The following is a 25,544-nucleotide window of genomic DNA, read 5'->3' on the forward strand; positions in this document are numbered from 1 at the left end:
GGGCGCCCCTGCATCAGCGGTTGAGCAAGGCCGGCACGCGCTCGACCTCGATGTCCAGGTTGAACAGCGCCCGGTCCTGCGACCGGCGCATCGACTTCCCAAGTTCGCGCCAGCGGTCGAGCAGCGCGGCCCGCATCGCGGCGACGCGGGCGTCGCCCAGCTCGCGCGCTTCGTCCGGCGCCGGCTGATAGGCCAGGCGCAGGATGGACGGACGCTCCACCAGGGCGGCGATGGTCTGGGCCAGGCGCGTCTCGTAGGCCGGCAGCAGCACGACCTGACCCTCGACGAAGGCGGCCGCCTTCAGGTCCAGGCGCACGACGCGGTGCACGGTCGCGCCGAAATTGACCTTCAGCGCCTTGCCGCGCGTGGCGCGCTCGGCGGCCGGGTTCTCGGTCGTCACGCGATAGCCCGAGGGCAGCGTGCGTTCGTCGACCTTGAGCACCAGGTTGCTGCCGGTCCCCTCCTTGGGCACCGCCGCGCAGGCGATGTGATAGCGGCCGTCGGCGTCGGTGCTGACGAGCAGGCCGTTGACCGTGGCCACGCGCACGTTCGGGATGCCGGGTTCGCCCTCATCCTGGACGCCGTTGGCGTTGCGGTCGTCGTAGACCTTGCCGATCACGTCGGTGCAGTCGAACAGCGCGTCCGGCACGACACGGACCGAGGCGCTGGCCGTGTTGGACAACACCCGTCCCGCGATGCCCTGCGTGGCCACCACCGTGTTGACGTACTGGCCCTCGCCCACGCCGACGCCCACCGCCAGCACCATCGAGATGCGCTTGGTCTCGCCGCGCAGGAAGGTCTGGTCGGCCAGCGTCAGCTGCCGTCCGACGACGGTCGGCTTGACCGTCACCACCGGCCCCGCCGGCAGGGTCTGCACCGTCAGCGATCCGTCCAGGTACTTGAAGCCCGGCGGCAGCGTGTCCAGCAACGCGACGTTGCCGATGGGGCCGCTGCTGGCGTTGCGCGCGGTGATCACGTAAGGCACGGGCTCGCCCTTCTTCACGGTCAGCTTGGACGTGGTCTTGCGCAGCTCGATGGCCGTGCCGCTGCCCTCGCGGTCCAGCGGGATGTGGTTGTTGACCACCTGGCGCGCGGCGCCGCCCGACTGCCAGCTCAGGAAGTACGGGGCCGCCGGACCGGCCGCCGGCGACGCGGCCGCGCTGATGACGCAGGCCTCGCTGCTGCGGGTGATGGCGGTGCCCGGCGCGCTGCAGTTCAGCGCGTCGAGCGGACCGGCCGCCGCCGGATAGGTCACCGACGGCAGGTAGCCGGCCGGCGGCGTGATCGTGACGGCATAGGCGCCGGCCGGCGCGCCGGGCAGCAGGAAGAACTGGTACGCGCCGTCCGGACCGGTGGTCAGCGCGGCGTTGCCGCCGAGCAGCTGCGTGGCCGCATCGAACCCCGCAGGACCGACCAGCGTCACCACCGCGCCGGGGATGGGCTCGGCGCTCAGGCTGTCGTACACCACACCGCCCGGATCAAGCGGCAGGTCCTGGTTGACCACCGCGGCGCCCGCGGTCACGGTCAGCGGGATCCAGCCGCGTGGCGCCATGCCGGAGACGGTGGGGAACGCGCCGCCCGCGCCGTTGAGCGTCGGATCGGTGGGCCACGTGCCGCCGACGAGCCGGCCTTGCGCGTCGCGGAAGCGCACCTGGTACGGGCCGGGCACGACGTTGTCGAATCGATAGCCACCGTCGGCCGCGGTGGTGCGGGTGTCGAGCACCAGCGCGCCGCTGTTGGCGCAGGCGGTGCCGCCGTCGGCGCAGGCCACCAGTTCCACGGTCCATCCGGCCACGGCGGGTTCGCCGCCGTCGGCCTGACGGTCGTGGTCGGTGTCGCGCCAGACCCGGCCGCTGACCGCCGCGGGCGCGGTGGAGCGCTCGAAGAAGTCGTAGGCCGTGCCCTGGGCCGCCACGCCGGGCAGCCTGACGTTGAGCTGGCGCGCGGCCGGCACGCTGCCGCCCAGCGAGCCGGGCGTCTCGCCGGCGTGGGTGGAGCTGGGCACCGGCGACTGCACGATCGTGTAGCCCGCGCCGTTGTCCAGCGGCAGATCGGCGAAGCGGTAGCTGCCGTCGCGCGCCGTCACCGCGGTGCGGCTCACCGCCTGCCCCGTGGCGTCGGTGCCGGCCAGCGTCACCGTCACGCCCGCCAGCGGCAGATCGCCGGCGTCGCGCCTGCCGTTGCCGTTGGCGTCGTTGAAGACGCTGCCCGCGATCGAGGCGCCCAGCTCGCCGAAGTCGTAACCGTCGCCGGCGCCTCCGGTGTAGACCAGGCCGCCGATGCGGTCGTTGCCGCTCGTCACGCCGGTGGTCGCGCCGCCCAGGCGGCCGATCGTCTCGCCGCCATCGGCGTAGGTGAGAGGCTGCGTTTCGGCGATGACGTAGCCGGCGGCGTCCGAGGGCAGCACGCCGTCGAAGAGGTACTGGCCGTCCGCGCCGGTGACTGCGGCGATGCTCACGGGCAGCCCGCCCGCGCTGGTGCCGGTGAGCGTCAGCGCGACGCCCGCGATCGGCGGCTCGCCCGCGTCGCGTCGGCCGTTGCCGTTGCTGTCGGCGTAGACGTGGCCGGTGATCTGGCCGCCGCGCTCGCCGAAGTCGTAGTCCGTGCCGGCCTCTTCCGACGCCAGCGCGATGCCCCCGAACCGGTCGTTCGCGCCGCCCGGGTTGGCCACGCCGCGCGGACTGCCGTTCATGCCGCCCAGGTGCTCGGGACCGTCGCCGGTGCCGGCGGGCTGGGTCTCGTCGATCTGGTAGTTGCCCGGCAGCAGCCCGGTGGCCGCATAGCCGCCGTCGGCTGCGGTGGTCAGCGCGACGGAGACCGCGCGTCCCAGGAAGTCCGTGCCGGTCACGGTGACCGTGACGCCGGGCATCGGCGGCTCGCCCGCATCACGCTGGCCGTTGGCCGGCGCGATGTCGGCATAGACGTGCCCGGCCAGCGAGGCCGCGCGCACCGACGCGAAGTTGTTGCCGCTCGAGCTCGAGCCCGGAGCGCCGAGGCGGATGTTCTGCACCACCGGCGCGGTGGAGCCGTTCGGACCCGCGCTGACGCCCGCGCCGACGGTGGGCACGCTGCCCGCGGTCGATCCGGCGCCCGTCACCGTGCCCGCCCGCGTCAGGCCGGGCAGATAACCCGCCGGACGCGTCTCGCTCAGCGTGTAGGTACCGGGGGCGATGTTGTTGAAGACGTAGTCGCCGCTCGCGTCGGTGGTCGTCGTCGCGGAGACCGGAGTGCCGTTCGCATCGGTGCCGCTCAGCGTGACGCTCACGCCCGGAATGCCGGGCTCGGTGGCCGTCGCGCCCTGGCTGCCGTCGCCATCGCGGTCGTAGAAGCTGCGGCCGCGGATCTGGCTGCTGGTGAGCTCGCCGAAGAGATAGTCGCCCAGCGCGGCGGGCGTGCCGCTGAGCGGGATGAACACGCCCTGGACGACGTTGCCGCCCGGCTGCGCCGCGCCGGCGTTGCCGTTCGGGTTGGCCTTGCCCGGTGCGTAGGTCGACGGCTGCGTCTCGGTGATCGCGTAGCCGCCGGCCGCCGAGGGCGGCACGTTGAGGAACTCGTAGCGGCCCGGCTGGCCGGCGACCGGCGTGGCCACGATGTCCACCGGCGTGCCGGTGGCGGACGTGCCCGTCAGGTGCAGCGTCACGCCGGTGATGCCGGCGTCGCCCGTGGCGGGCACGCCGTCGTTGTCGGCGTCCTCGAAGACGCGCACGCTGACGCGCGTCAGGCGCTCGCCGAAGTTGTTGCCGGTCGCGGCGGTGTTGCTGCCCAGCGTGATGCCGCCGATGCGGTCGTTGACGGTGGTGCTGCCGCCGGCCGTGCCGGCCGTTTCGCCGCCATCGGCGAAGCCGTCGGGCTGCGTCGGCTCGATCACCGTGTAGCTGCCCGGCAGCAGGTTGGCGAAGCCGTAACTGCCGTCGGCCGCGGTGGTCGTGCTGGTGTTGACGGCGTTGCCCTGCAGGTCGGTGCCGATGAGCTGCAGCGTCACGCCCGCGATGCCGGGCTCGCCCGCGGTATAGGCCCCGTTGTAGTCGGCGTCCTGGTAGACGCGGCCCGCCAGGGACGCGGCATGCACTTCGCCGAAGAGGTTGCCCGTCGAGCTGCCGCCCGCGCCCAGTACGATGGTCTGGATCACGTTGGCGTTCGAGCCGTTGGGGCCGCTGACCACCCCCGCCCCGCCGGCCGGCACGCTGCCGGCGGTGCTGCCGACGCCGCTGGCACTGCCGGCGCGCGTGATGCCCGGCAGGTAGCTGGCGGGCTGCGCCTCGGTGACGGTGTAGGCGCCCGCGGGAACGGAGAAGCTCCAGTTGCCGTTCGAGTCGGTCGTGGTCGTGCGCGTGACCGGATTGCCCAGGCTGTCGGTGCCGCCCAGCGTCAGCGTCACGCCAGCGATGCCGGGCTCACCCGCGTCGGCCTGGCCGTTGCCGTTGACATCTTCGTAGACGCGGCCCGACAGCGTCGAGGTCTGCACGGTGATCGAGCCGCTGGCGAAGTTGTTCCCGGCCGCCGGGTCGGCGCCGCCGTTGGTGTCGCCGGAGCCGGTGGTCACGATGGAGACGGTGTTGGTCAGCACCGTGCCGTTGGCCGGATTGCCGCTCAGCTGCACCGGGATGCGCAGCGTGGCCGCACCGCCCGAGGGCATGCTGGCGATGGCGCAGGTCGTGCCCGTGCCGCCGGCCGTGCCGGTGCAGGTCGGCGCTGCGGGCGTGAAGGTCCCGGCGGTCACCGTCAGCGCCGGCGCGCCGGCCAGTTGCAGACCCGCGGGCAGCGTGTCGCCGATGCTGGTGATCTCGGCCGCCTGCGGGCCGTTGTTGCGCACGTGGATCAGCCAGTCGAAAGCCTGGCCCTGCGCGATGGCGCTCAGCGGCGTGGTGGTGCCGGCGATCACGGCCGCCTTGTCGAGGGCCTGCACGTCGGCCTTGTAGCGGAAGGTGGTCGGCTCCGAGACGCTGTTGTTGGCCTGCGGATCGAAGGCGTCCTGCGCCGCGCTGGCGAAGCGCACCGAGGCGGCATTCGAGAAGGTGCCCTTGTCGGCGCCCTGCAGGCGCACGCGGACCTGGACCGAATTGCCTTCGCCGGTGGACCCGCCGCCGGTGCCGCCCAGGCTGGCGATGGTGCAGCCGATGCTGCCCCCGGCCGCGCCGACGGTGACCCCCGAGGTGTTGCAGCTCACGCCCGCGGGCAGCGGCGTCACCAGGGCCACGAAGGTCGGCGCCCCCGCCGTCGACGGCAGGGTGTCGGTCAGGACCACGTTCTCGGCGGTCGACGCGCCGTTGTTGGTGACGGTGATGGTGTAGGTGACGTTGTCGCCGACGCTGACCGGGTCCACGTCATCGGTCTTGTTGACGATCAGGTCGTAGGACGGCGCGGTCACCGTGGTGCTCTGCGTCGCGGTGTTGTTGGCGGCGCCGCCGGCGATCTCGGGCGTGGACGTCGACACGGTCACCGTGTTGGTGATGGCGCCGCTGCCGCCCAGGGCCGCGGCCAGCGCGGCGGTGGCGCGCACCCGCACCGTCACCGTCTGCTGCGAGCCGCGCGCGATGGAGCTCCAGCCGCAGATCAGCGTGTCGTTGCCGGGGCCGGTCGTGGTGCCGGCCACGGGCGTGGTCGTGCAGCTGCCGCCGCCGTTGGCGGTGGCCGACAGGTACACCAGGCCGGCCGGCAGGCTGTCGTCGATGGCGACGTTGAAGGCGCGGCTGCCGCTGGTGGCGGCCGGATTGCTGGCGGTGATCGTGTAGGTCAGCAGCTGGCCGGCGGACACCGGATCGGGGTTGTCGGTCTTGCTGACCGCCACGTCGGCGCGAGCGATGAAGTAGGCCGTGGCGGGCGTGTTGTTGTTGGCGTTGTTGTTGGCGAGGTCGGGATCGGCCTCGTTCTGGGCCAGCGCGAACGCCGTGTTGGTCGCGGTGAACGGGTTGTCCGAGGCGGTGCCGTCGCCGAAGTGGCGCACCGTGATCTGCAACCGCGGGCAGTCGACGCCGGCGGTGCAGACCGGAAGGCTCGCGATCGTGCAGTTGCTCAGCGACACCGCCGAGGCCGACGGCGCGAGGCTGCAGCTGCCCAGCGTGGCGCTGCCGGCCACCGTGGCCAGCGCATACTGGCTCGCGTTGGCGTTGAAGACGTTGTTGACGGTGTCGGTGACCGCGACGCCGGTGGCGGTCTGCGGACCGGCGTTGACAACCTCGATCTCCCAGGTGATCGGGGAGCCGGCCTCCTGGCGGTTGCCCGCGGCGTCGCCCAGTCCGACCACGCGCTTGAGCACCGACACGTCGGCCTGCGCGGCATTGGCCTGCGGGTTCACGCCGACGCTGGCGCAGTCGTTGGCGGACACGTTGTCCGCTGGCGCGTTGGCCGAGCCCACGCACATCTGGTTGGTCAGCGTGCCGCCCGCGGCCGTGGCCTGCGCGTTGATGGTGACGTTCGAGGTCGTGGCGTTGACCGCCAGCGCCACGTTGGCGCTGGTGCAGGTGATGGTCACCGGGCCGGCCTGCGGGAAGCTGGCGCCGCCCGAGGACAGGCAGGTGAAGCCCGCCGGCGCCGCGATGCTGTTGACCCGCAGGTTGGCCGGCACCGTGTCGGTCAGCGTGATGGTGCCGCTGGTCGGGATCGCGCTCGGGCCGAGGTTGGTCGTCGAGATCGTGTAGTTGAACGCCTGGTTCACCGGCACCGCGGCCTGCGGCCAGCTCTTGGCCTTGTTGGCGCGCAGGTCCGCGGCGGGGTCGATCACCGTCGTGTTCACCGAGCCGTTGACCGGCGACACGCCGGTGGCGCTGGCCGTGGCGGTGTTGACGATGCCCACGCCGCTGGTCAGCGCCTGCATCGGCGCGCTGATGGTGCCCAGCGAGACGTTGCTGCCCGCGCTGCCGGTGCCGCCGCGGGTGCAGCTCAGCGTTCCGCCCGCGGAGGGACAGGTGCTGGAGGCGGTGCAGGTCCAGCCGCCGCTGCTGAAGGTCGCGGGTGCGACGGCGCAGAAGTTGGCGGGCAGGTTGTCCGTCAGCTGCGCGCCGGACGGGAAGTCCCCGCTGTAGCGCACGTTGAACTGGAAGTTGAAGGCCTGCCCGGTCTGGACGGGGTCCGCGACGGACTTGGTCTTCGTCACCGACAGGCTGCTGCCCGCCGTGACCGCGGTAGTGGCGTTGGCGATGTTGTTGCTGGTGTCGCCGTCGGCGACGCCTCCGCCATTGGTGACGTCCGCCGAGTGCGTCAGCGTGGAGTTGCCGCCCACGCCGATCACGCCGGTGACGGTGATGCTGGTGCTGCCGCCGTTGGCGATCGCGCCCAGGGTGCAGGTGAGCGTGTTGCCCGACAGCGAGCAGCCGCCCGGTGTCGCGCTCAACGCGAAGCCCGGCGGCACGTTGTAGGTCAGCGTCGAGGACGGCGAGGCGTCGGGCCCCGCGTTCGAGACCGTTAGTTGCACGTTCTGCGTGCTGCCGGCCGCCACCGACGCCGGTGCGTTGATCGACAGGGCCAGATCCGCGCCGGTGTTGACCGTGGTCGTCTCGCTCTGCGAGGAGCCGCCCACGACGGTGGCCGTGACCGTCATCGTGCCGGCCGCGGTCGACCGCACGCGCATCGGCAGATGCGTCACGTCCAGCGACGGCACGTTGATCCCGGTGCAGGTCACCGTGCCGGGTCCCGCCTGGCCAACCGCCATGCCGGCGCAGCTCACGCCCGCCGGCAGGGTGCCCGTGCCGGCGAAGCGCCCGTTGGCCGGCACGGCGACGTTCACCGTCACGCCGTTGCGCGCCACGCCCAGGGCGTCGCCGATGCCGATGTCGTAGGTCACGACGCCACCCGCGGCGACCGGATCGGGCGTGTCCGGCATGCCGGTCACCACCAGCTGTGCCTGGGCGGCACCGGCCAGGCCGAGGCCCAGGCCGACAAGCACGGCGGCTCGCCGGAAGGCGGCCCGGCAACGGGCAAGAGGATTCAACACGCGGGCAGACGTCATCGTTGTTTTACGGGCGGCGCGGGGCCGGTCCGTGCTGAGACTGAAAGTCGGAGGAGCGGTCCACGCGAACCCGGGCCTGGCGGCCGTGGTCGGCGGATCGGTTGTCGATCGGTGGTGGTTGCGTCGCGCAACGGATGCGTCGTCGCGAGCGGGCGGACCGTCGCGGGCGGGCCGCCACAAGTCCTCACGAACGCATCACGCTGGCCGACCGGTGCGAATGTGGCCGGAGGCGCGCGCTCGCGAGAAGCCGGCGCGACGCTGCGTCAATGTGGCGTCGGCGCGGGAGGATGGGCGGGCTGCGGGTCCTGCCCGGCGAACAGCACCCGGCCGAGCAGCGCGCCGGCCACGGCACCGGCGATCGGCGCCAGCCAGAACAGCCACAGCTGACCGAGCGCCCAGTCGCCAGAGAACAGGGCCACGCCGGAGCTGCGCGCCGGATTCACCGAGGTGTTGGTGACGGGAATGCTGATCAGGTGGATGAGCGTGAGCGCCATGCCGATGGCCAGCGGCGCGAAGCCCGCCGCGGCCTGGCGCGTCGTCGCCCCCAGGATGACCAGCAGGAAGCCGGCCGTGAGCACGGCCTCGGTCAGCGCGGCCGCCGCCATCGAGTAGCCGCCCGGCGAATGCGCGCCGTAGCCGTTGGCCGCGAAGCCCCCGGCGGCCAGGTCGACACCGGGCTTGCCGCTGGCGATCACGGCCAGCACCGCCGCCGCGACCACCGCCCCCAGCACCTGCACGCCGATGTAGGGCAGCACGGCGCGTGCCTCGAAACGCCCCGCCACGCACAGTCCGACGGTCACCGCCGGATTGAAGTGCCCCCCGGAGACCGGCCCCACCGCATGCGCCATGGTCAGCACCGTGAGGCCGAAGGCCAGCGAGACGCCGAGCAGTCCGATGCCCCATTCCGGATAGGTGGCCGACAGCACGGCACTGCCGCACCCGCCCAGAACGAGCCAGAACGTGCCAATGAATTCTGCGATGAGCGCTTTCAATGCCTTCTCCCAATTCGTGCCGCAGGAACAGCGGCGGGCGGACTGTAGGAAGGCGCGGCGGGAGGCACCAGCGCCGCTGACGATTGTTGACGTTTGAAGCGTCAGTCCGCGGCGCGCGGCAACTCGATGAAGAACACGTTCGCGTCGTCGTCGGGGCGCCAGCCGGCGTCGCCGCCATGCCGGCGAGCCACCGAACGGACGATGGCCAGGCCCAGTCCCGCTCCCGAGGCCGAGGGCGCGCGACCTTCGGGCGCGCGCATGAAACGGTCGAACAGCGTGGCCGCCACGGCAGGCGCCAGCGCCTGGCCCTGGCTGCGCACGTCGATGCGCCAGCCCGCGCCGGTCGCGCGCAGGTCACAGCGCACGGTGCCGGCCTCGCGGCCATGCTTCAAGGCGTTGTCGAGCAGATTGCCGACGGCGCGCACGAGCAGGGCGGCATCGCCGTCGCAGAGGGCGTCGTCGGCCGGCGCCTCGCTCTCGATCGAGATCCCGCGCTGCCGTGCGTCGGACCAGGCACCGTCCATGGCCTCGACGACCACGTCGCGCAGATCGAGCGGCGTGGTCCGCAGCGCCTCCGGCGCCTCCGCTCGGGCCAGATCGACGAAACCCTCGGCCAGCGCGAGCGCCCGACGGGTCTGGGCCTCGATCGCCGCGAGCGTGCGCGCGTCCGCCACCGGCCCGGCCATCTCGATCAGCGCGAGCGTGGCCGACAGCGGCGCGCGCAGATCATGGGAGAGGAAATCCACCGCTTGCCGGCGCTGGACTTCCAGTTGACGAAGCCGGCTCGCCGCCGCCGTCAAGGCGGCCATGCGCCGCTCCATCGGGTCCCCGCCCGACGACGCGGCGACGGCCCCGTCGCGCGGCGGCAGCCGCTCCCGGACACGATGGAACTCGCGCTCCAGGTAGGCCATCGCGGTCTCCAGCCGTTGCCAGCTCCACAGCGGAATCACCAAGGCCACGCCGATCAGCGCCGCCGACGGCGCCCACAAGACTCCGGCCAGGTGATGCAAGGCCCAGGCGAGCGCCACGATCGCCGGTATCAGGCCCAGCGTCACACCCAGCCCCACGCGCGGCAGCGTCCGCCGCAGCACCGCCAGCGCCAGCAGCAGCGGCGCCACCGCCAGCACGGCGCCCTGCCACCGCGTCGGCACGCGCAGCGAGCGGCCGTCGCGCAGCGCGATCAGGGCCTGCGCGGAGATCTCCACGCCCGGCATGAGCGCCTCATTGCGCGACACCGGCGTGGGATAGGCGTCGGTCAGGCCCGCCGCCGTGGCGCCGACCAGCACGATCGCGTCCTTGAAGGTCGCCGCGGGCACCCTGCCCTGCAGCACGTCGATGTAGGACACGCGCCGGACGCTGCCGGGCGGCCCGGAGAACGGGATGACGAATCGCGCCGCCCGGCGCCAGCGGCCGTTGTCCGCACGCGCGGAGGGATCCGGGGCCGGCTCGAGGACCTCCTGCGAAGGACGTGCCTGCTTGAGCAGGGCCACGGCGAAATGGTCCCAGGTCACGTCGCCGAAGCCCTCCCTGAGGAACAACGCGCGCACGGCGCCGTCGGCGTCGCGGTCGACATGCAGCTGCCCCAGTCCGGCGGCCGCGGCGGCCAGCGCGGGCACCGGCAGCGACACCACGCCGGCATGCGTCTGGGCCGGCGCGAAGTGCAGCGGCAGCACGATCCGCCCATGGCGCCGCATGGCGGCGGCGAGCGCCTCATCGTGGGCCGGGTCCGGCTCGGCGAGGATCAGGTCCAGCCCGACCGCGCGGCTCCCCGAATCCGTCAGCACGTCCAGCAGCCGCGCATGGACGTCGCGGGACCAGGGCCAGCGCCCCAGCGCCGCCAGGCTGGCGTCGTCCACGGCGACGATGACGACGTCGTCCGGGATCGGCCGCGGGGAGTAGTGCAGGAAGGCGTCCGTGATGAGGGCGTCCAGCCGCCCCAGCCCGCCCGAGACACCCAAGGCGCCGGCACCGGCCACGATGCCCAGGAACAGCGCCCACCCCAGGGCATGGAGCCGGCGACGGAAGTTCCCGTCGGCGATCCAGCCGGTCCGCATCAGCGCTCGACGCGCACGCCGACGCCGCCGCCCTCGACCGCCGCGCCGTCCTCGGTACACAGGCCGGCATCGCCGCTGATCAGCCGCGGCGCGCCGAAGTCCGATCGGCGCCCCAGCGCATCGATCGCCTGCAGTCGCACGGCCAGCGTGCGGCACCCCGTGGGCAGCGTCAGGCGCGCTTCCGGCACGTCGACGTCGACATCGGACAGGACCTGCTCGAACGCGGCATCCGCCGCCACCTGGACCCGGTAGCGGCTGCCCGCCGCGCCGGCCCAATGGAGACGGTCGCCCTGCAGCGACAGGTCGTCGCCCGCTGGCGCCACCGGCAGCGGACGGATCTCCAGCCGGCTCCGATCGCTGAACGGCCCGCGTTCGAGACGGCCGTCCGGCTCCGGCGCCAGCGAGGCGACGCGCCAATACAGCGTCCCCGTCGGCACCGGGCCGAGCGTGAACGTGCAGGCGTCCGGCGGGACTTGCCGCTCCGCCAGCAGCCGCTCGAAGCCGGGCTCCTCCGCGACCTGGAACAGGTAGCCCTGAGCGCCGGGCACTTCCGTGCAGCGAAACACCACCGGCGCGGGCGGCACGACCTGACCCTCGGAGGGCGCGCGCGCGATGGGCGCGTGCGGCAGCGTCTTGACGCGCACGCGCGACGCGGATTCGAGGCCGAACAGGCCCTCCGCGTCCAGCAGGCGGCCGCGGATCCGGTAGTGGCCGTCGGGCAGCGCCGGGACCGTCAACGGCGGTCTGCCTTGCAGCGTCGCGACCACCCGGGTGAAATCGTCGTCCTCCGCGATCTCCACGCGCACCTGCTGTCCGTCGCGCACGTCGCCCATCGGCAGCACGCCGGGCAGTTGCTCCAACCGGAGTTCCTCCGTCCAGGGCGGCGCGGGCGGCAACGGCCGCAACGCCAGCGCCCGGCCGGGACGCACGACGGCGCCCTGCCCGATCGAGACCTCCGCTTCCGCGGCGCCCGGCGGGGCCGCACCGACCGCAGCGACCGCACCGACGGCGACCAGGCCCTCGATCACGTCGGTGGCGGTGAGCGCGCCGTCCGCCGCCATCGTCACGCCGAATCGCGTGCCGCGCACGCCCGCGGTCGCCAGCGGCGTCTTGACCCGGAAGCGCGAGCCCGGCGTCTGAGGAGACACTCGCAAGTCGATCCGGCCACGATCCAACTGGATCAGGGTATTGCGCGTCTCGCGCGGCAGATCGCGCAGGCGGACCAGGCGGGCCGTGGAGTCGGACTGCAGTTGCAGCAACGAGCCGTCGGCCAGCGTCACGCTGATGAATCCCTGCGACGGCACCGTCAGCGTCGCGGCCTCCTCGATGCGGTCGCCGATGCGCAGCGCCGCGCCGTCGGCGAGCACGCCGCCCCGGACGTAGGCGACCGTGGCCTGGCTGGCCTGGCCCTTCATCAGCGCCAGCGGCAGCAGCAGACGTTGTCCGGGCTGCAGCTTCGACGGGCGCGCGAGGCGATTGAGCCGCGCGACCTCGGGCCAGCGGGCGGGGTCTTCCAGTTGCTCCTGCGCGATGCGGTACAGCGATTCGCCCGTTTGCACCACATGCACCACATGCGCCACGGTGTCCCCGGCCTGCGCGTGCCCGGCCACCGCGCCCGCCGTCAGCACCGCGGCCATCAACACGGTCATCACCGCATTCGTCGGCGCCCGCCTCATCGGGCGGCCTCGCGCGCGGGCGCCGGCGTGTCCTGCCGCTCCTGTGCCTCCAGCGCTTCGAGCCGGTAGCCGTGTCCATACACGGCGCTCAGCCGATACCCGTGTTCCGGGCGAAGACCCAGCTTCAACCGGATCGCGGAGATGTGGGTGTCCAGGGTGCGCGTGGGCACCTCGTCGTCCCGTCCCCAGACGGCCTGCATCAGGTAGCTCCGCGACAGCACCCGCCCGATCTGGCGGAACAGGCAGACGCACAGGTCGAACTCGCGTGGCTTGAGCTCGATCGGTTCGCCGTCCCTGCACCAGGCGCGCGTCGACGCGTTCCATTCGTAGGGTCCATGGCGTTGCAGGGTGGCCTGCTCCGGATAGGCGCGGCGGAGCAAGGCCAGCAGCCTCGCCTTCAGCTCGGCACCGCGCACCGGCTTGACGACGTAGTCGTCGGCGCCCTTGGTCAGGCCCTGCACCACGTCGCGCTCGCCGTCGCGATGGGTCACCATCACGATCGGCATGCCGGCCCCCTCGGCGCGCAGTGTCTGCACGATGTCGACTCCGGACAGGTCCGGCAGTTCCCAATCCACGAGCAGAAGGTCGAAGGTGCTGCGTCGCATGGCTTGCAACAAGCCCTGACCGTCCGTGAATCGGTGGCTCACATGCCCCATGGTTTCCACAGCTCGCGAGAGCAGCTCCAGCTGATGGAGGTCATCGTCCACAACCGCGATTTGCATGAGTGACATCCCCTAAACCTGCTAGTGGCGGCGGATTTTGCACAAGAACGTCGGCGCGCAAGACCGAGTGGGCGGTCTACGCCCGGCATGTGGATCTGGGGCCGCTGGATGGCGGCGTTCGCGCAGGCTCCCACGCGATTCCTCAAGATCCGCAAAGCGCCCGGGACATCGGCGACGGGCCAATTTTTGGTTTCGCCGAAGTCCTTGGAATAGCGAGAGGCGGCCGGGTGCCGCACCTGCCAAGTCGGAGTTGTCGAGACTCCCATTCGCAGGAGGCAGCCATGGCGCATCCCGGTTTAATCCTCGCCATGGCGCCTGGGAAGGCTACGAGATCGAGCATGACGACGACCTCCGCCTGGCCGGTGTGGTTTGGTGCGTCACCTACCTGGGGACCGTGAGGCCAGCGCGGCGCTATTGCAGCGGCTGCGGTGAGTGGGCCGTGGCGGGTCCTCGATTTACAGGAGCGGCGCGTACGGGACCTGCCATCTGCGCCATCCACAACGGCACGCAAGCGGCTCTGTCAGCGGAACTCCTCCACCCGTCCTGGTGCTTCTGGATCTGGACACGCCAGAGCTGAGCGGCTTCGAGTTCGCGACCTGCATACGCTCAACCGCGCCCCCTGAGACACCGCGTCTGGTCGCTCTTGCAGGTCGCAGCAGCGACGCAGACCGCGTGCTGACCTGCGCGGCGGACTTCGATCTTCACGGGCGCAAGGCCATCCCCTGCGAACAGTTGAGGCAGCCCGGGGAGTGGGCTTGCCGAAAGTCGGCATGACGGTGCATGGGCGATGGCGTCGGGCATCTCCAGCGTCATGCCTTCGCAGGAACGCGGCCTGCCGGTTGTTGCCACCCCTCGCCACGCTTCTGCCACCTACTTCAGACGGATGCCAATATGACTTCGAGTTCACGAGCGCTCCTGCTTCTGGTCGGCGCCGTCCTGTCCTTTTCTGCCAGAGCACAGCAGGGAGACGGAACCGACGTGCCCATCCGAGCCCACGTCTTCAAACCCGACAAGGTGGAAGCCACTGGGGCTCGCGTGGCGGGCCTCAAGGCGCCACCCGGCTTCAAGGTGTCCGTCTTTGCACGCGACCTCAAGAACGCGCGGATCATCGCCGTCGCACCGGACGGACGCATCTACGTCAGCCGGCGCGACACCGGCGACGTCGTCATGCTGGAGGATCGAGACGGCGACGGCGTGGCAGACGGCCCGGCTGTCAAGGTGCTCGATCGCGCCGGCGCCCATGGTCTGGCCATCCACGACGGAAAGCTGTACGTGGCGACGGTCAAGGAGATCTTTGTTGCGCCCCTGCTGGCTGACGGCCGCGTGGGCGACCTCAGGCTCATCGTTGGCGACTTACCGGACTCAGGTCAGCATCCGAATCGGACGATCGGGTTCGGGCCGGACGGCATGCTCTACATCAGCGCTGGCTCGACCTGCAATGCGTGCAACGAGAGCAACCCCGAGAACGCGACGATCCTGCGTGCCTCGCCCGATGATCAGAGCCGCGTGATCGTGGCCAGCGGTCTGCGCAACACGATCGGTTTCGACTGGCATCCTGCTAGCGGGGAGCTGTGGGGCATGGACCACGGCATCGACTTCCTGGGCGACGAGGTGCAGCCCGAGGAACTCAACCGCATCGAACAGGGCAAGCGTTACGGTTGGCCGCACGTCTGGGGCGACGGCGGCATCAACCCGCAGAGCACCCCGGCAGGCGAAGTCACCAAGGCCCAGTGGAAGGCGGACAGCGTGCCGATGGTGTTGGGCTACAAGGCCCATGCCGCGCCGATGCAGATGATCTTCGCCAGAGGCGGCGGCCGCTTCCCTGCCGAATTCGCGGGCGACGCCTTCGTGACCATGCGCGGCTCCTGGAACCGCAAGGAAGCTTCGGGCTATGAGATCGTCCGCGTCCGATTCGCGAACGGCAAACCGCAGCGCTTTGAACCCTTCGTCACCGGGTTCCTGACCGATCGGGGTCGTACCCACATCGCGCGTCCGGTAGGACTTGCATGGGCCAAGGACGGGGCGATGTTGATGGCCGACGATGCCAACGGCGTCATCTACCGCGTGGCGTACGAGGGGACTGCCGCGCCAGCGCCGGCGATGCCAACTTCGGCGGACGAGATGAAGCGCCAGTCGCAGCGCGGAGTCGGCGTTCCACTCGCAAAGGATCGCCCCGAAACGGCGTCAAGGGGCTCCTCCTCCGTCGAACTCATATCGTCCGCATTCGCGCCCGATGCAGCCATCCCTGCGAAGCACAGCGAGTATGCGGACGGGGTGTCGCCGGCGCTGTCTTGGAAAGCAGTGCCGGGCGCGAGAAGCTATGTCCTGATCGTTGAAGACCCCGACGCCAAACCGATCACACCCTTCGTCCACTGGGTCGCTTGGAACATTCCGGCCAACGTGACCGCGTTGCCCGAGGGTCTGCAGGAACAGGAGCGGCTTACCGAGCCGCCGGGTTTGATACAAGGTGCCACCAGCCGTGGCTCCGTAGGCTACTACGGCCCCCGGCCTGCCGTTGGGGATCCGCCGCATCACTACCACTTCCAGATCCTTGCGCTCGATACGCTGCTCCAGCTTCCCTTGGGAGCAAGTCGCGACGACGTGCTGGCCGCTGCGAAGGGACACGTCCTCGGAAAGGGCGAACTGATCGGCACCTACCGCCAGGAGATCAAGCCTCCCAAATAACCGCTGACTCCAGCAGGCACCGGGTATGGAACACTGGAGCCGACGATGTTCGAATAGCACGTTGCATGGCGGGAACTGTTGGCTCGCGCCGCGCTCATCGACCTAGCACTGCGGGGGATGGCCCTCGCGGCTTCCACGGCGGCCCCCGCGATGTGTTCTGCACCGTCGAAGGCCAGCGGGTTGATGAAATCGACCAACAAGAGCACCTTGCGGGAACGCGGCATCCCGGTGGAGCTTGCGACCTGGTGCTCGATCTCGCATCTTGCCGCTGTCGCCATGGCGCGCTTCCCCCCAACCGGTACGGCGACCTCTCTCCGTGAGACGTCGGGTACCGAGCCAGCAGCTCGGCCTTGCGACTCTTCAGACGTTGCCCCAGTTCCACCACGTCAAGCTTCGACTTCTTCGCCCTGGGGAACATCTCCTTCTGCTCTTCCTTCACGTGATGCTTCACCCATTCGCTCATGACCTTGACCTTGGCGTCATGGTCCTCGCCAGTGGGCTCGACGCCTTCGACGGCGGCGATCAGGTCCTTGATGCTCTGAGCTCAACCTTGGCTTCCGGGACAAGTTCCTTGTCGAACAGCGCGGCCTGGATCTCGGGGTCGAAGATCTCTTCCTCCACCTGGGCGCGGTGAGTTCCTGGCAGATCTGCGCGACCAGTTAGCGCTTCTTCGCGGTCGATCGCGCCTTCTCGAACTGGTCGAACAGCTCGCTGCTCGTGCGGCAGTGATGGCGAGATGCTCAGATAAGACTTGAGGCGATCTGATCGGATGCCAACCGGCAACATCCGGGTCCGCCGAGGTTCAGGCATATCGCAACAGCAGTCGCCCCGCCATCGGACATCGCAGCCGCCATGCAGCCTTGTTTTAAGCTCGGCATGACCACACTTCGCCGGTTGTCATGAGTTCACCACGACCCCGCCTCCGCTGTACCACCCCCATCAATCTCTCGGCGCCACCTGTCGAAGTGGCGCAGGCCTTGATCGGATGCACGCTGTTGGTCGACGGTATCGGCGGGCGCATCGTCGAAACCGAGGCGTACGACGTTGACGATGAGGCGTCACATAGCTTTCGCGGCATGACGCCGCGCAACGGAGCGATGTTCGCTTCGCCTGGTACCACGTACGTGTACCGTTCCTATGGGCTGCACTGGTGCTTCAATATCGTGTGCCGAGAAGCCGGGCACGGTTCGGCCGTACTCGTTCGGGCCATTGAACCAACGCACGGTATCGAGGTCATGCGGCGCAGACGCCAAGTCGAGAGTCTGCGCAACCTTTGCTCGGGCCCTGGAAAGCTGGCGCAGGCGTTGGGCGTCACCGGAGCGCTGGACCATCAGCGAATCGACCAGCCTCCGTTTGTCCTCGCGTCTGCACATGCCGCGTCGGTTGTCAGCTGCGGCGCACGCATCGGCATCTCAAAAGCGCAGCACCTCCCGTGGCGCTTCGCGCTGTCGGGGTCGCACTTCCTCAGCAAGAAGCTTTGAACTGCATCCCGCCAGCCGCATGCTCTCGGAGTGGGGACTTCGTCTAACGTCGAAGCCAAGTCCAGAACAACAAGACGAAGAGTTCGGCGATGGTCGCTATCGCTGCAGGCCTGAAACCGTTCAGGGCACAAAGGCCGGCGCCGATCGCGCCCGCGGCGACACAGATGAGCGCTCTGAGCACCAGCGACAGGTCACGCATGAGGCCCTCCCTGAACCGTGCAGTGGCAGCTGGCGTGCCGAGATGAGTTACCTGAAAAACCCTGGCCAAAGCCGAGCGGCCACGCACGGGCGTGGGTCCGACTGGGGCAGGAATCTTGACGCGCCGTTCATGCATAGCGAGCACGAAACCCCGGGAATGTGATGTGCCGATCATCGGGACTTCACCGATGGAGCCACCATGTCTGAAGAAGCAAGCTTTGCAGCGCCACCCAATGACGCCGATGGCGAAAGGATTGACATCGCCGATCCTGCCCAGCTCAAGAGTTGGGCCGACAAGCTCAGCACGACGGAAGAACAGATCCGACAAGCGGTGACCGCCGTAGGTGCGTCGGCGTCAGACGTCGAATTGCACCTGAAGGGTAGCCGCGCGACGACCAGTGCGGAGCAGACCCAGCGCACGCGGACGTCCTGAGCGGCCGCACGAGGGCCAACAACCGTAGGGGGAAGAATCCAGTGTGATGGAGTCCTCCTCTTTCCATATTCCAGATGCCAGCCCCAATGTTCATCGCGGTGGTCGTTGTCATACGCCCACGTGGTGCCAGCGAGGGACGCAGTGAACGCGGTCCGATGAACGCTTCCCGTTGAGCTGGGCAGTCTGCTCGCACGGCCGCTGCAAGGTCCACTCGGCAAGAGAGGAGCGGCTTCATATGAACGTCAGGCGCGCGGGATTCCCGTTTGCCAAGTCCTGCATCATCAATTTGAGGAGTGTTTCATGGCCCTGAACCGTTACTCGCGCCCCCCCGCCCTGTCCGCCATCGCTGTGGCGTCGGTCGCCATTGCCGGGCTTATGGCTGGTGGCCTCGCGTCTGCGCAAACCACCGCGCCAGCAGCCGCGTCCGCTGCGCGCGCCGCCCATGCCGACAGCAGTTTCCTGAAGGACGCCGCCGAATCTGGCCACGCCGAAATCGACGCGGGCAACCTCGCGCTGCGAAAGGGCAACGCCGCGGACGTCAAGTCCTTCGCGCAGAAGATGGTCGACGATCACAAGAAGGCGCACGCCGAGTTGGAGGCGCTGGCTGGCTCCAAGGGCGTGAAGTTGCCGACGGAGGCCACCATGGTGGCCAAGGGCAAGGCCAAGCTCTTGGAAAAGCGTGAAGGCACGGGGTTCGACCATGCCTACGCGGAGAACCAGGTGTCGGCGCACAAGGATGCGGTCAAGCTGTTCGAGAAGGCGGCCAAGGACGCCAAGGATGCGGACGTCAAAGCCTGGGCTGCCAAGACGCTGCCGACCCTGCAGCATCACCTCCAGGAAGCGCAGGCCTTGGAGGCCAGCACCAAGGCCGCCGACAAGCGCAAATGATCGGGTGTGTCGAGCTCCGGGCGCCGCCGCGGTCCTGATGGGCAGCGGCGGCACTCGAGCAGCATCGCGACTGCGTGGCGTAGAGCGTCGTGAGCGGCTCACCTCATGGCATTTGGCTCGCTTTCGCGACGAGGTCGATCGGTTCGAGCGCCAGTTGCTCAAAGTCGAACGGCTGGAGCCAGTACGCGGTGGCGCCAACACGGAGCGAAGCTCCAGTGTCCGCGCGCTCGCTGCCTGCCGACGGCACGACAACCGGGATGTCGGCGAACGACGCAACGCTACGACATCTTCTGAACACCTCCAACCCGTCCAACTCCGGCAGATGGCGCTGCCGTCAGTCTGTCACCCTGCCAAATTCGACGTCGCAAAGCAGCCGCTCAACGAGCGCGTGCGGCAACGCCGTCATCGGGCGGACTGCGTCACGACCAGCGGGTGCTCGATCAGTTTTCGTGTCTCTCACGGCCTCGACCGATGTATCCCTTGAGGCCGAACTCCTCGGCCAGAGTCTGCACCCGCTCCAACAGCGGCGAGCGATATCCGTGCTTGCGGGTCATCCACGCGATCCTTCGCCGCAGCGCCGGAAGCGCAATCGGCAACGGCTTCAGCCCGAATCGAGGCCAGGGACTGCACCGACCAACTGCTACTGTGTGAGCAACGGTGTCCCGCACAGCAGCCGCCTCGACCCTCACTTTCAGGGGTGGCAGTCCCGACGATTGAACCAAGCGTTCCAACTCGCGCCGTAGCCGCGTATTGGGGACAGCCACAAAGTTAGGAAACCGGAGACCGCAAGAGCTCCACTTCAACGTCAAGTCGTAATGCAGTTACTGCTCGCCGCTTGGCTTGGTTTCATACGCCAGAGCCACCTAGAGACTGCCGTCGTCAGTACTCGTCGCCGCCCGGGCTGACGTAACCCGGCGCCAGATTCTCGAACTTCGTGTTCTGCCGCGCGAAGGCCAGCTTCACCGTGCCCACCGGGCCGTTACGCTGCTTGGCGATGATGATCTCCGCGACACCCGGCTCCTTGCACTCGTCCTTGGTGTAGTACTCGTCGCGGTAGATGAACATGATGATGTCCGCGTCCTGCTCGATGGCGCCCGACTCGCGCAGGTCGGACATCATCGGCCGCTTGTCCGGCCGTGTCTCCACCGAACGGTTCAGCTGCGACAGCGCGATCACCGGGCAGCGCAGCTCCTTGGCCAGCGCCTTCAGGCCCCGCGAGATCTCGCCGACCACGGTCGCGCGGTTCTCCTCGCTGCCGCCGCCGTTGCCGCTCATCAGCTGCAGATAGTCGATGATGATCAGGCCGATCTGGCCCGAGATGCGCGCCTGGCGCCGGGCTCTGGAGCGCACTTCGCTGGGTGAGAGGCCCGGACTTTCGTCGATGTAGATCGGCGCATTGCCGAGCTTGTCGACGGCCTCGGCCAGCCGGCCCCACTCGTCGTCCTTCAGGCGGCCGGTGCGCAGGTTGCTCTGGTCGATGCGGCCGATGGAGCCGACCATCCGCAGCGCCAGCTGCGCCGCGCCCATTTCCATCGAGTAGATGATGACCGGCAGGCCCTCGTTGATGGCCACGGCTTCGCCGATGTTGATCGCGAACGCGGTCTTGCCCATCGACGGCCGCGCCGCCAGGATGATCAGGTCGCCGCGCTGCAGGCCCGCGGTCATGCGGTCCAGGTCGTAGAAGCCGGTGCGCACGCCGGTGACGTCCTCGGCGCCCTGCTCCGCCAGCTCGTTGACGCGGTCCATCAGCTCGACCATCAGCCGGTCCATGCTCTGGAATCCGGTGCCGCCGCGCGAGCCCTCTTCGTTGATGCGGAAGATCTTGCCTTCGGCCTCGTCCAGGATCTCGTTGACCGCGCGGCCGGCGGGATTCAGCGCGGCCGTCGCGATCTCGTCCGAGGTCGCCACCAGCTTGCGCAGGATCGCGCGCTCGCGAACGATCTCGGCATAGCGGCGCAGGTTGGCGGCGCTGGGCACGCCCTGCGCCAGCGCGTTCAGGTAGGCCAGGCCGCCGCACTCCTCGGCCTTGCCGACCGAGGTCAGTTCCTCGAACACCGTCACCACGTCCGCCGGCTTGCCGCCGTTGATCAGCTTGCCGATCGCGGCATAGACCTGCTTGTGCTCGTAGCGGTAGAAGTCGGAGTCGCTGAGCGTGTCCGCCGCCTTGTCCCAGGCGGTGTTGTCGATCAGCAGGCCGCCGAGCACGCTCTGCTCGGCTTCCACCGAATTGGGCGGCACGCGCAGTCGCGCGATTTCGCTGTCGCTGGCACCTGACCCGGGCGTGGTGAAGATCGCGGACATTGTGGACAAGCCTGTGGATGAGCTTTTGATAGCTTGTGGAGCGAGCGGGATAACTCAACCCCCGGAAAAGCAGAAAGCCGACGGCTTCGCAGCTGTCGGCTTTCTTGATGTTGCCCCGATCTTTGCAGGTCGTGTGACCCGCGAATCCGGTGACAACCCCGATGGACGCGCAGAGCGCCCAAGGGGTGTATCGAGCAATTACTCGACTTCGGCGACGACCTTCACGGTCACTTCCACCACCACGTCGGTGTGCGGAGCGACGTTGATCGGGAACTCGCCGACGGTCTTCAGCGGACCGTTAGGCAGACGCACTTGCGACTTGACGATGGCCGTGCCGGCCTTGGTCAGCGCTTCAGCGATGTCGGCGTTGGTCACGGAACCGAACAGGCGACCGTCGACGCCAGCCTTCTGCGAGATCGTCACGGTGTTGCCGTTGATCTTCTCGCCCAGGGCTTGCGCGGCGGACAGCTTCTCGGCGGCGACCTTTTCCAGTTCGGCGCGCTTGGCTTCGAATTCCTTGATCGCCGATTCCGTGGCGCGGCGCGCCTGGCGGGTCGGGATCAGGAAGTTGCGGGCGTAGCCGTCCTTGACCTTGACGACGTCGCCGAGGTTACCCAGGTTGGCCACTTTTTCCAGCAGGATGACTTGCATGGGGTGGACTCCTTAGACCTTGTGCTGGTCGCTGTACGGCAGCAGGGCCAGGAAGCGGGCGCGCTTGATGCACACCGACAGCTGACGCTGGAAGAAGGCGCGCGTGCCGGTCAGGCGGGCGGGCACGATCTTGCCGTTTTCGCCGACGAAGTCGCGCAGGACGTCGACGTCCTTGTAGTCGATCTGCTCGACACCGGCGACGGTGAAGCGGCAGAAACGCTTGCGACGGAACAGCAGCGATTGTTGATTGCGCTTGGGCTTGCGGTCCTTCGAGAACCGACCTTTACCACGTGGCGGGGGCATAGTGAACTCCTGCTATCTATCCAGATTTAAACGATCTGCGCGACCTGTCCGTCCCGTTCAGTCCGCGAAGCCGGTGATGTGAAACACCGTGCCTCGCCCTTGTCGCTGTGCCGAGAGAAATCCGGTGAACACCGTCTTCTCCGTCAGGTCCAGCGCCTGGACCCGCTTCACGACATCACCGATGGCCACCGCCTTGATCTCCAGCGCGACCTTGCGCGGAGCACCGGCTTCGTCGACCACGGACTCATGCTTGAGCATCAGGTCCAGGGCCGGGAGCCCGGCGGGGGTGTATCGGATCGCCGCGGTTTCGAGGATCTGTGCCTGCAGTACCAGTCGGTTCATGCGGGCGCGGATGCTCTGCGGGTCAGGAATTCGGGAACGTCAGGGATCGCGCTTGTCAGCTCAGGCGGACGCTTCTTGCGGGGCCTTGCGGGCTTCTTCGCGCTCGACGGCCTTCATCATCACCGACGGGTTCGTCTCGGCCTTGTCCTTGACGACGGTCAGGTGACGCAGCACGGCGTCGTTGAAGCGGAAACCGGTCTCGATTTCAGCCAGGATTTCCTTGCTGCACTCGATGTTCAGGCACAGGTAATGCGCCTTGGCCAGCTTCTGGATCATGTAGGCCAGCTGACGGCGGCCCCAGTCTTCCACGCGATGCACCTTGCCACCACCGTTGGTGACCAGGCCCTTGTAGCGCTCCAGCATCGCCGGAACTTGTTCGCTTTGATCCGGATGGATCAGCAGAACGATCTCATAGTGACGCATGTGTGCTCCTTGTGGGTTTCAACGACCGCCGGCACCAACATCGGGTGATGTTCTGCCCTTGGCCTGAAAGCCGGACCCCAGCGTCTACTCCTGGGCCCGGCAAGGGGAATCGCGGATTCTAGACGACTTTGGCCCTTGCCGTCCACTGGCCGGCCGAGAGGCGCGAAGAGCCGCCCCATTCCCGGGGGATCAAGGCGTTCAAGGCGCTCAGGGTGCGGCGCCCGTGACCCGGGCCTGCAGCGCGCGGGCCGTCGGCGACGGCGGCGGCGTCAGCAGGCTCACCACGACCAGCGCGGCGATGCCCGCCGGCAGTCCGAACAGCGCCGCCGCCATCGGCTGGATGCCCCACCACAGCTGCGGGTCGCCGCCGATCCCGAGCGCCTGGCGCAGGCCGGCGTGGGCACCGACCATGTAGTACAGCGTCATGCCAAGGCCGGCGAGCATGCCCGCGGCGGCGCCCTGCTTGTTGGCGCGTTTCCAGAAGATGCCCGCGACCAGCGCCGGCACCAGCGTGGATCCCGACAGCGAGAACGCCGCCGACACCAGCAGCAGGATGTCCGCCGGTTTCTGCGCGGCCACGGCGGCGGCGGTGAGCGCGGTCGCCAGCAGCAGCGCCTTGGAGATCGTCACCCGCTGCGTCATCGAGGCGCGCGGGTTCATGACGCGGTAGTAGACGTCGTGCGAGAGCGCGCTGGAGATCGTCAGCAGCAGCCCGTCCGCCGTCGACAGCGCCGCCGCCAGCGCGCCGGCGGCCACCATCGCGGAGAGCACGTACGGCAGGCCGGCAAGCTCGGGCGTCATCAGCATGACGATGTCGCCGCCCAGCCGCAGTTCGCCGAGTTGCAGGATGCCGTCCTGGTTGATGTCCTGGATGTTCAGCAGGCTGGGATCGACGCGCATCCACTGCTTCATCCACCCCGGGAGTTCCGCGATCGGCGAACCGACCAGGTGATGCAGCACCTCGTGCTTGAGCATCACCGCCAGCGCCGGCGCGAACAGGTAGAGCAGCGCGATGAAGAACAGCGTCCACGCGACCGAGGTGCGCGCCTCCGCCACCGTCGGCACCGTGTAGTAGCGGGTCAGGATGTGCGGCAGCCCGGCGGTGCCCACCATCAGCACGAGCACCAGCGCCAGGAAGTTGCGGCGCGCCAGCGTGTAGGCCTCCTGCTCGGCCGGCGTGCCCTCGGGATCGCCGGCGAAGGGCTGCGCGTGCAGCGGCATGCCGGCGAGCGGCTCGGCGCGCTGTCGATTGGCGGCGACGGCGCGCAACCAGAGCTCGCGGGCCTCCGCCTCGGTGCGCGGCAGCGCGGCGCGGACCTTTTCCGCCGCCTGGATCTGCGCGAGCGGCGCATCCTCGAACTTCAACTGCGCGATCACCTGCGAGACGCGCAGGCGCTCCGCGTCGAGCGAGTGCGGCAGACCGGCGAGCAGGTGCTCGAAATCCTTGGCGCGCTGCTCATAGAGGCCGCGGACCTGCAGCTCCTTCGGATCGTGCAGCAGCTGCTGCTCGCGGGCGGTGATCTCGCGGATCTCAGTGCCCGCGGTGAACTGCGGCAGCGGCGAGCCGGTCTGCAGCGTCGACAGCCACATCACCGGCACCACGTAGGCCACGATCATGATGATGTACTGCGCGACCTGGGTCCAGGTCACGGCCCGCATGCCGCCGAGGAAGGAGCACACCAGCACGCCGCCGAGCCCGACGAACAGGCCGATCTCGAAGGTCAGCCCCGTCAGCCGCGTCGTGATCAGGCCGATCGCGTAGATCTGCGCGACGAGGTAGATGAAGGACACCAGCACCGCCGCCGCGGCGCCCATCACGCGCAGGCCGCGGCTCTCGAATCGCGCGCCGAGGAAGTCCGGCACCGTGAAGCCGCCGAAGCGGCGCAGGTACGGGGCAAGCAGCAAGGCCACGAGACAGAAGCCGCCGGTCCAGCCGAGCACGAAGGCCAGCCCGCCGTAGCCCGCAAGGTACAAGCTCCCCGCCATGCCGAGGAAACTCGCCGCGCTCATCCAGTCGGCGCCCGCGGCCATGCCGTTGTAGAACGCCGGGACGCGCCGGCCGGCAACGTAGTACTCGACCGGGTCGGTGGTGCGGCTGAACACGCCGATGCCGGCGTAGATCAGCACCGTCAGCAGCAGGAACGAGAACCCTAGCCATTGCTTGGGCATCCCCATGCGCTCCAGCACGCCCAGCAGCCCCACCAGCAAGACGAAGCCGATCGTGTAGGCACCGTAGATGCGATGGAGCCGGCGGCGGAATGCGGCGTCTGGCGGGGGAGTCGACATGGGGGCGGATCATCACCCTCTTGCGGTGCGGGCGCATCCACAACTTCCCCCGGGCGTGTGCGTTGGCCGCCTACCTGCTGAGGCATGGGCGTTGGCCGCCTGCCTGCTGAGGCCTGGGCGTTGGCCGCCATGGCGTGGGGCCCCGGAGGCAAGCTCCGAAACCC

General features: G+C 69.3%; 17 protein-coding genes. 4 read left to right on the forward strand and 13 right to left on the reverse strand.

The features are described from left to right. Positions 1 to 13 precede the first annotated feature (13 nt). From ACQ4L4_RS13415 to ACQ4L4_RS13435, 5 genes are all read right to left on the reverse strand, one after another. Positions 14 to 7,882 (reverse strand): SdrD B-like domain-containing protein, encoded by a 7,869-nt coding sequence (locus tag ACQ4L4_RS13415; protein ID WP_431104686.1) that lies wholly within the window; start codon positions 7,880 to 7,882, stop codon positions 14 to 16. Between the two features lie 326 nt (positions 7,883 to 8,208). Continuing rightward, positions 8,209 to 8,937, reverse strand: coding sequence for an aquaporin Z (gene aqpZ / locus ACQ4L4_RS13420; protein ID WP_431104687.1), 729 nt, complete (start codon positions 8,935 to 8,937; stop codon positions 8,209 to 8,211). A gap of 101 nt (positions 8,938 to 9,038) precedes the next feature. Next, positions 9,039 to 10,991, reverse strand: coding sequence for a CHASE2 domain-containing protein (locus ACQ4L4_RS13425; RefSeq protein WP_431104688.1), 1,953 nt, complete (start codon positions 10,989 to 10,991; stop codon positions 9,039 to 9,041). Continuing rightward, entirely contained in the window at positions 10,991 to 12,640 is a 1,650-nt protein-coding gene (locus tag ACQ4L4_RS13430) for a FecR domain-containing protein (protein WP_431104689.1), read from the reverse strand. Before ACQ4L4_RS13430 ends, ACQ4L4_RS13425 begins: the two co-directional genes overlap by 1 nt. 23 nt (positions 12,641 to 12,663) lie before the next feature. Further along, positions 12,664 to 13,398, reverse strand: a complete 735-nt coding sequence (locus ACQ4L4_RS13435; protein WP_431104690.1) for a response regulator transcription factor — start codon at positions 13,396 to 13,398, stop codon at positions 12,664 to 12,666. Between the two features lie 882 nt (positions 13,399 to 14,280). Between ACQ4L4_RS13435 and ACQ4L4_RS13440 the strand changes: the two genes are divergently transcribed. Further along, positions 14,281 to 16,074, forward strand: coding sequence for a YbhB/YbcL family Raf kinase inhibitor-like protein (locus tag ACQ4L4_RS13440; protein ID WP_431104691.1), 1,794 nt, complete (start codon positions 14,281 to 14,283; stop codon positions 16,072 to 16,074). A 522-nt stretch (positions 16,075 to 16,596) separates the two neighbouring features. Here the strand turns inward: ACQ4L4_RS13440 and ACQ4L4_RS13445 are convergent. Then, positions 16,597 to 16,860 (reverse strand): hypothetical protein, encoded by a 264-nt coding sequence (locus tag ACQ4L4_RS13445; RefSeq protein WP_431104692.1) that lies wholly within the window; start codon positions 16,858 to 16,860, stop codon positions 16,597 to 16,599. A gap of 209 nt (positions 16,861 to 17,069) precedes the next feature. Between ACQ4L4_RS13445 and ACQ4L4_RS13450 the strand changes: the two genes are divergently transcribed. Further along, positions 17,070 to 17,555 (forward strand): DNA-3-methyladenine glycosylase, encoded by a 486-nt coding sequence (locus tag ACQ4L4_RS13450; protein ID WP_431104693.1) that lies wholly within the window; start codon positions 17,070 to 17,072, stop codon positions 17,553 to 17,555. A gap of 43 nt (positions 17,556 to 17,598) precedes the next feature. Here the strand turns inward: ACQ4L4_RS13450 and ACQ4L4_RS13455 are convergent, their stop codons facing one another. After that, positions 17,599 to 17,754, reverse strand: a complete 156-nt coding sequence (locus tag ACQ4L4_RS13455) for a hypothetical protein (protein WP_431104694.1) — start codon at positions 17,752 to 17,754, stop codon at positions 17,599 to 17,601. Positions 17,755 to 17,952: 198 nt separating this feature from the next. On the opposite strand from ACQ4L4_RS13455, the gene ACQ4L4_RS13460 reads away from it, so the two are divergent. Together ACQ4L4_RS13460 and ACQ4L4_RS13465 are read left to right on the forward strand one after the other, a co-directional pair. Further along, positions 17,953 to 18,186 (forward strand): DUF3606 domain-containing protein, encoded by a 234-nt coding sequence (locus ACQ4L4_RS13460; RefSeq protein ID WP_431104695.1) that lies wholly within the window; start codon positions 17,953 to 17,955, stop codon positions 18,184 to 18,186. A gap of 300 nt (positions 18,187 to 18,486) precedes the next feature. Further along, on the forward strand, positions 18,487 to 19,074 hold the full coding sequence (locus tag ACQ4L4_RS13465) for a DUF4142 domain-containing protein (protein ID WP_431104696.1): 588 nt from the start codon (positions 18,487 to 18,489) through the stop codon (positions 19,072 to 19,074). An 879-nt stretch (positions 19,075 to 19,953) separates the two neighbouring features. Here ACQ4L4_RS13465 and dnaB read toward each other — a convergent pair. From dnaB to ACQ4L4_RS13495, 6 genes are all read right to left on the reverse strand, one after another. After that, positions 19,954 to 21,375 (reverse strand): replicative DNA helicase, encoded by a 1,422-nt coding sequence (gene dnaB / locus ACQ4L4_RS13470; protein ID WP_377152716.1) that lies wholly within the window; start codon positions 21,373 to 21,375, stop codon positions 19,954 to 19,956. A gap of 198 nt (positions 21,376 to 21,573) precedes the next feature. Further along, positions 21,574 to 22,026, reverse strand: coding sequence for a 50S ribosomal protein L9 (gene rplI / locus ACQ4L4_RS13475; RefSeq protein WP_431104697.1), 453 nt, complete (start codon positions 22,024 to 22,026; stop codon positions 21,574 to 21,576). Positions 22,027 to 22,038: 12 nt separating this feature from the next. Beyond that, entirely contained in the window at positions 22,039 to 22,329 is a 291-nt protein-coding gene (gene rpsR / locus ACQ4L4_RS13480) for a 30S ribosomal protein S18 (RefSeq protein WP_067275431.1), read from the reverse strand. Between the two features lie 57 nt (positions 22,330 to 22,386). Continuing rightward, positions 22,387 to 22,671 carry a primosomal replication protein N gene (gene priB / locus ACQ4L4_RS13485; RefSeq protein ID WP_377152712.1) on the reverse strand — a complete coding sequence of 95 codons (285 nt, stop codon included), beginning with the start codon at positions 22,669 to 22,671 and terminating at the stop codon, positions 22,387 to 22,389. A gap of 60 nt (positions 22,672 to 22,731) precedes the next feature. Further along, a complete protein-coding gene (rpsF, locus tag ACQ4L4_RS13490) occupies positions 22,732 to 23,094 on the reverse strand; it encodes a 30S ribosomal protein S6 (protein WP_067062529.1) in 363 nt (120 codons plus the stop codon). A 207-nt stretch (positions 23,095 to 23,301) separates the two neighbouring features. Then, positions 23,302 to 25,380: a sodium:solute symporter family protein gene (locus ACQ4L4_RS13495; protein ID WP_431104698.1), complete on the reverse strand. Its 2,079-nt coding sequence runs from the start codon at positions 25,378 to 25,380 to the stop codon at positions 23,302 to 23,304. Between the last annotated feature and the right edge of the window lie 164 nt (positions 25,381 to 25,544).

Origin of the sequence: Roseateles noduli (assembly GCF_050626985.1) — a bacterium.
In the GTDB taxonomy this organism is placed as follows: domain Bacteria; phylum Pseudomonadota; class Gammaproteobacteria; order Burkholderiales; family Burkholderiaceae_C; genus Roseateles; species Roseateles noduli_A.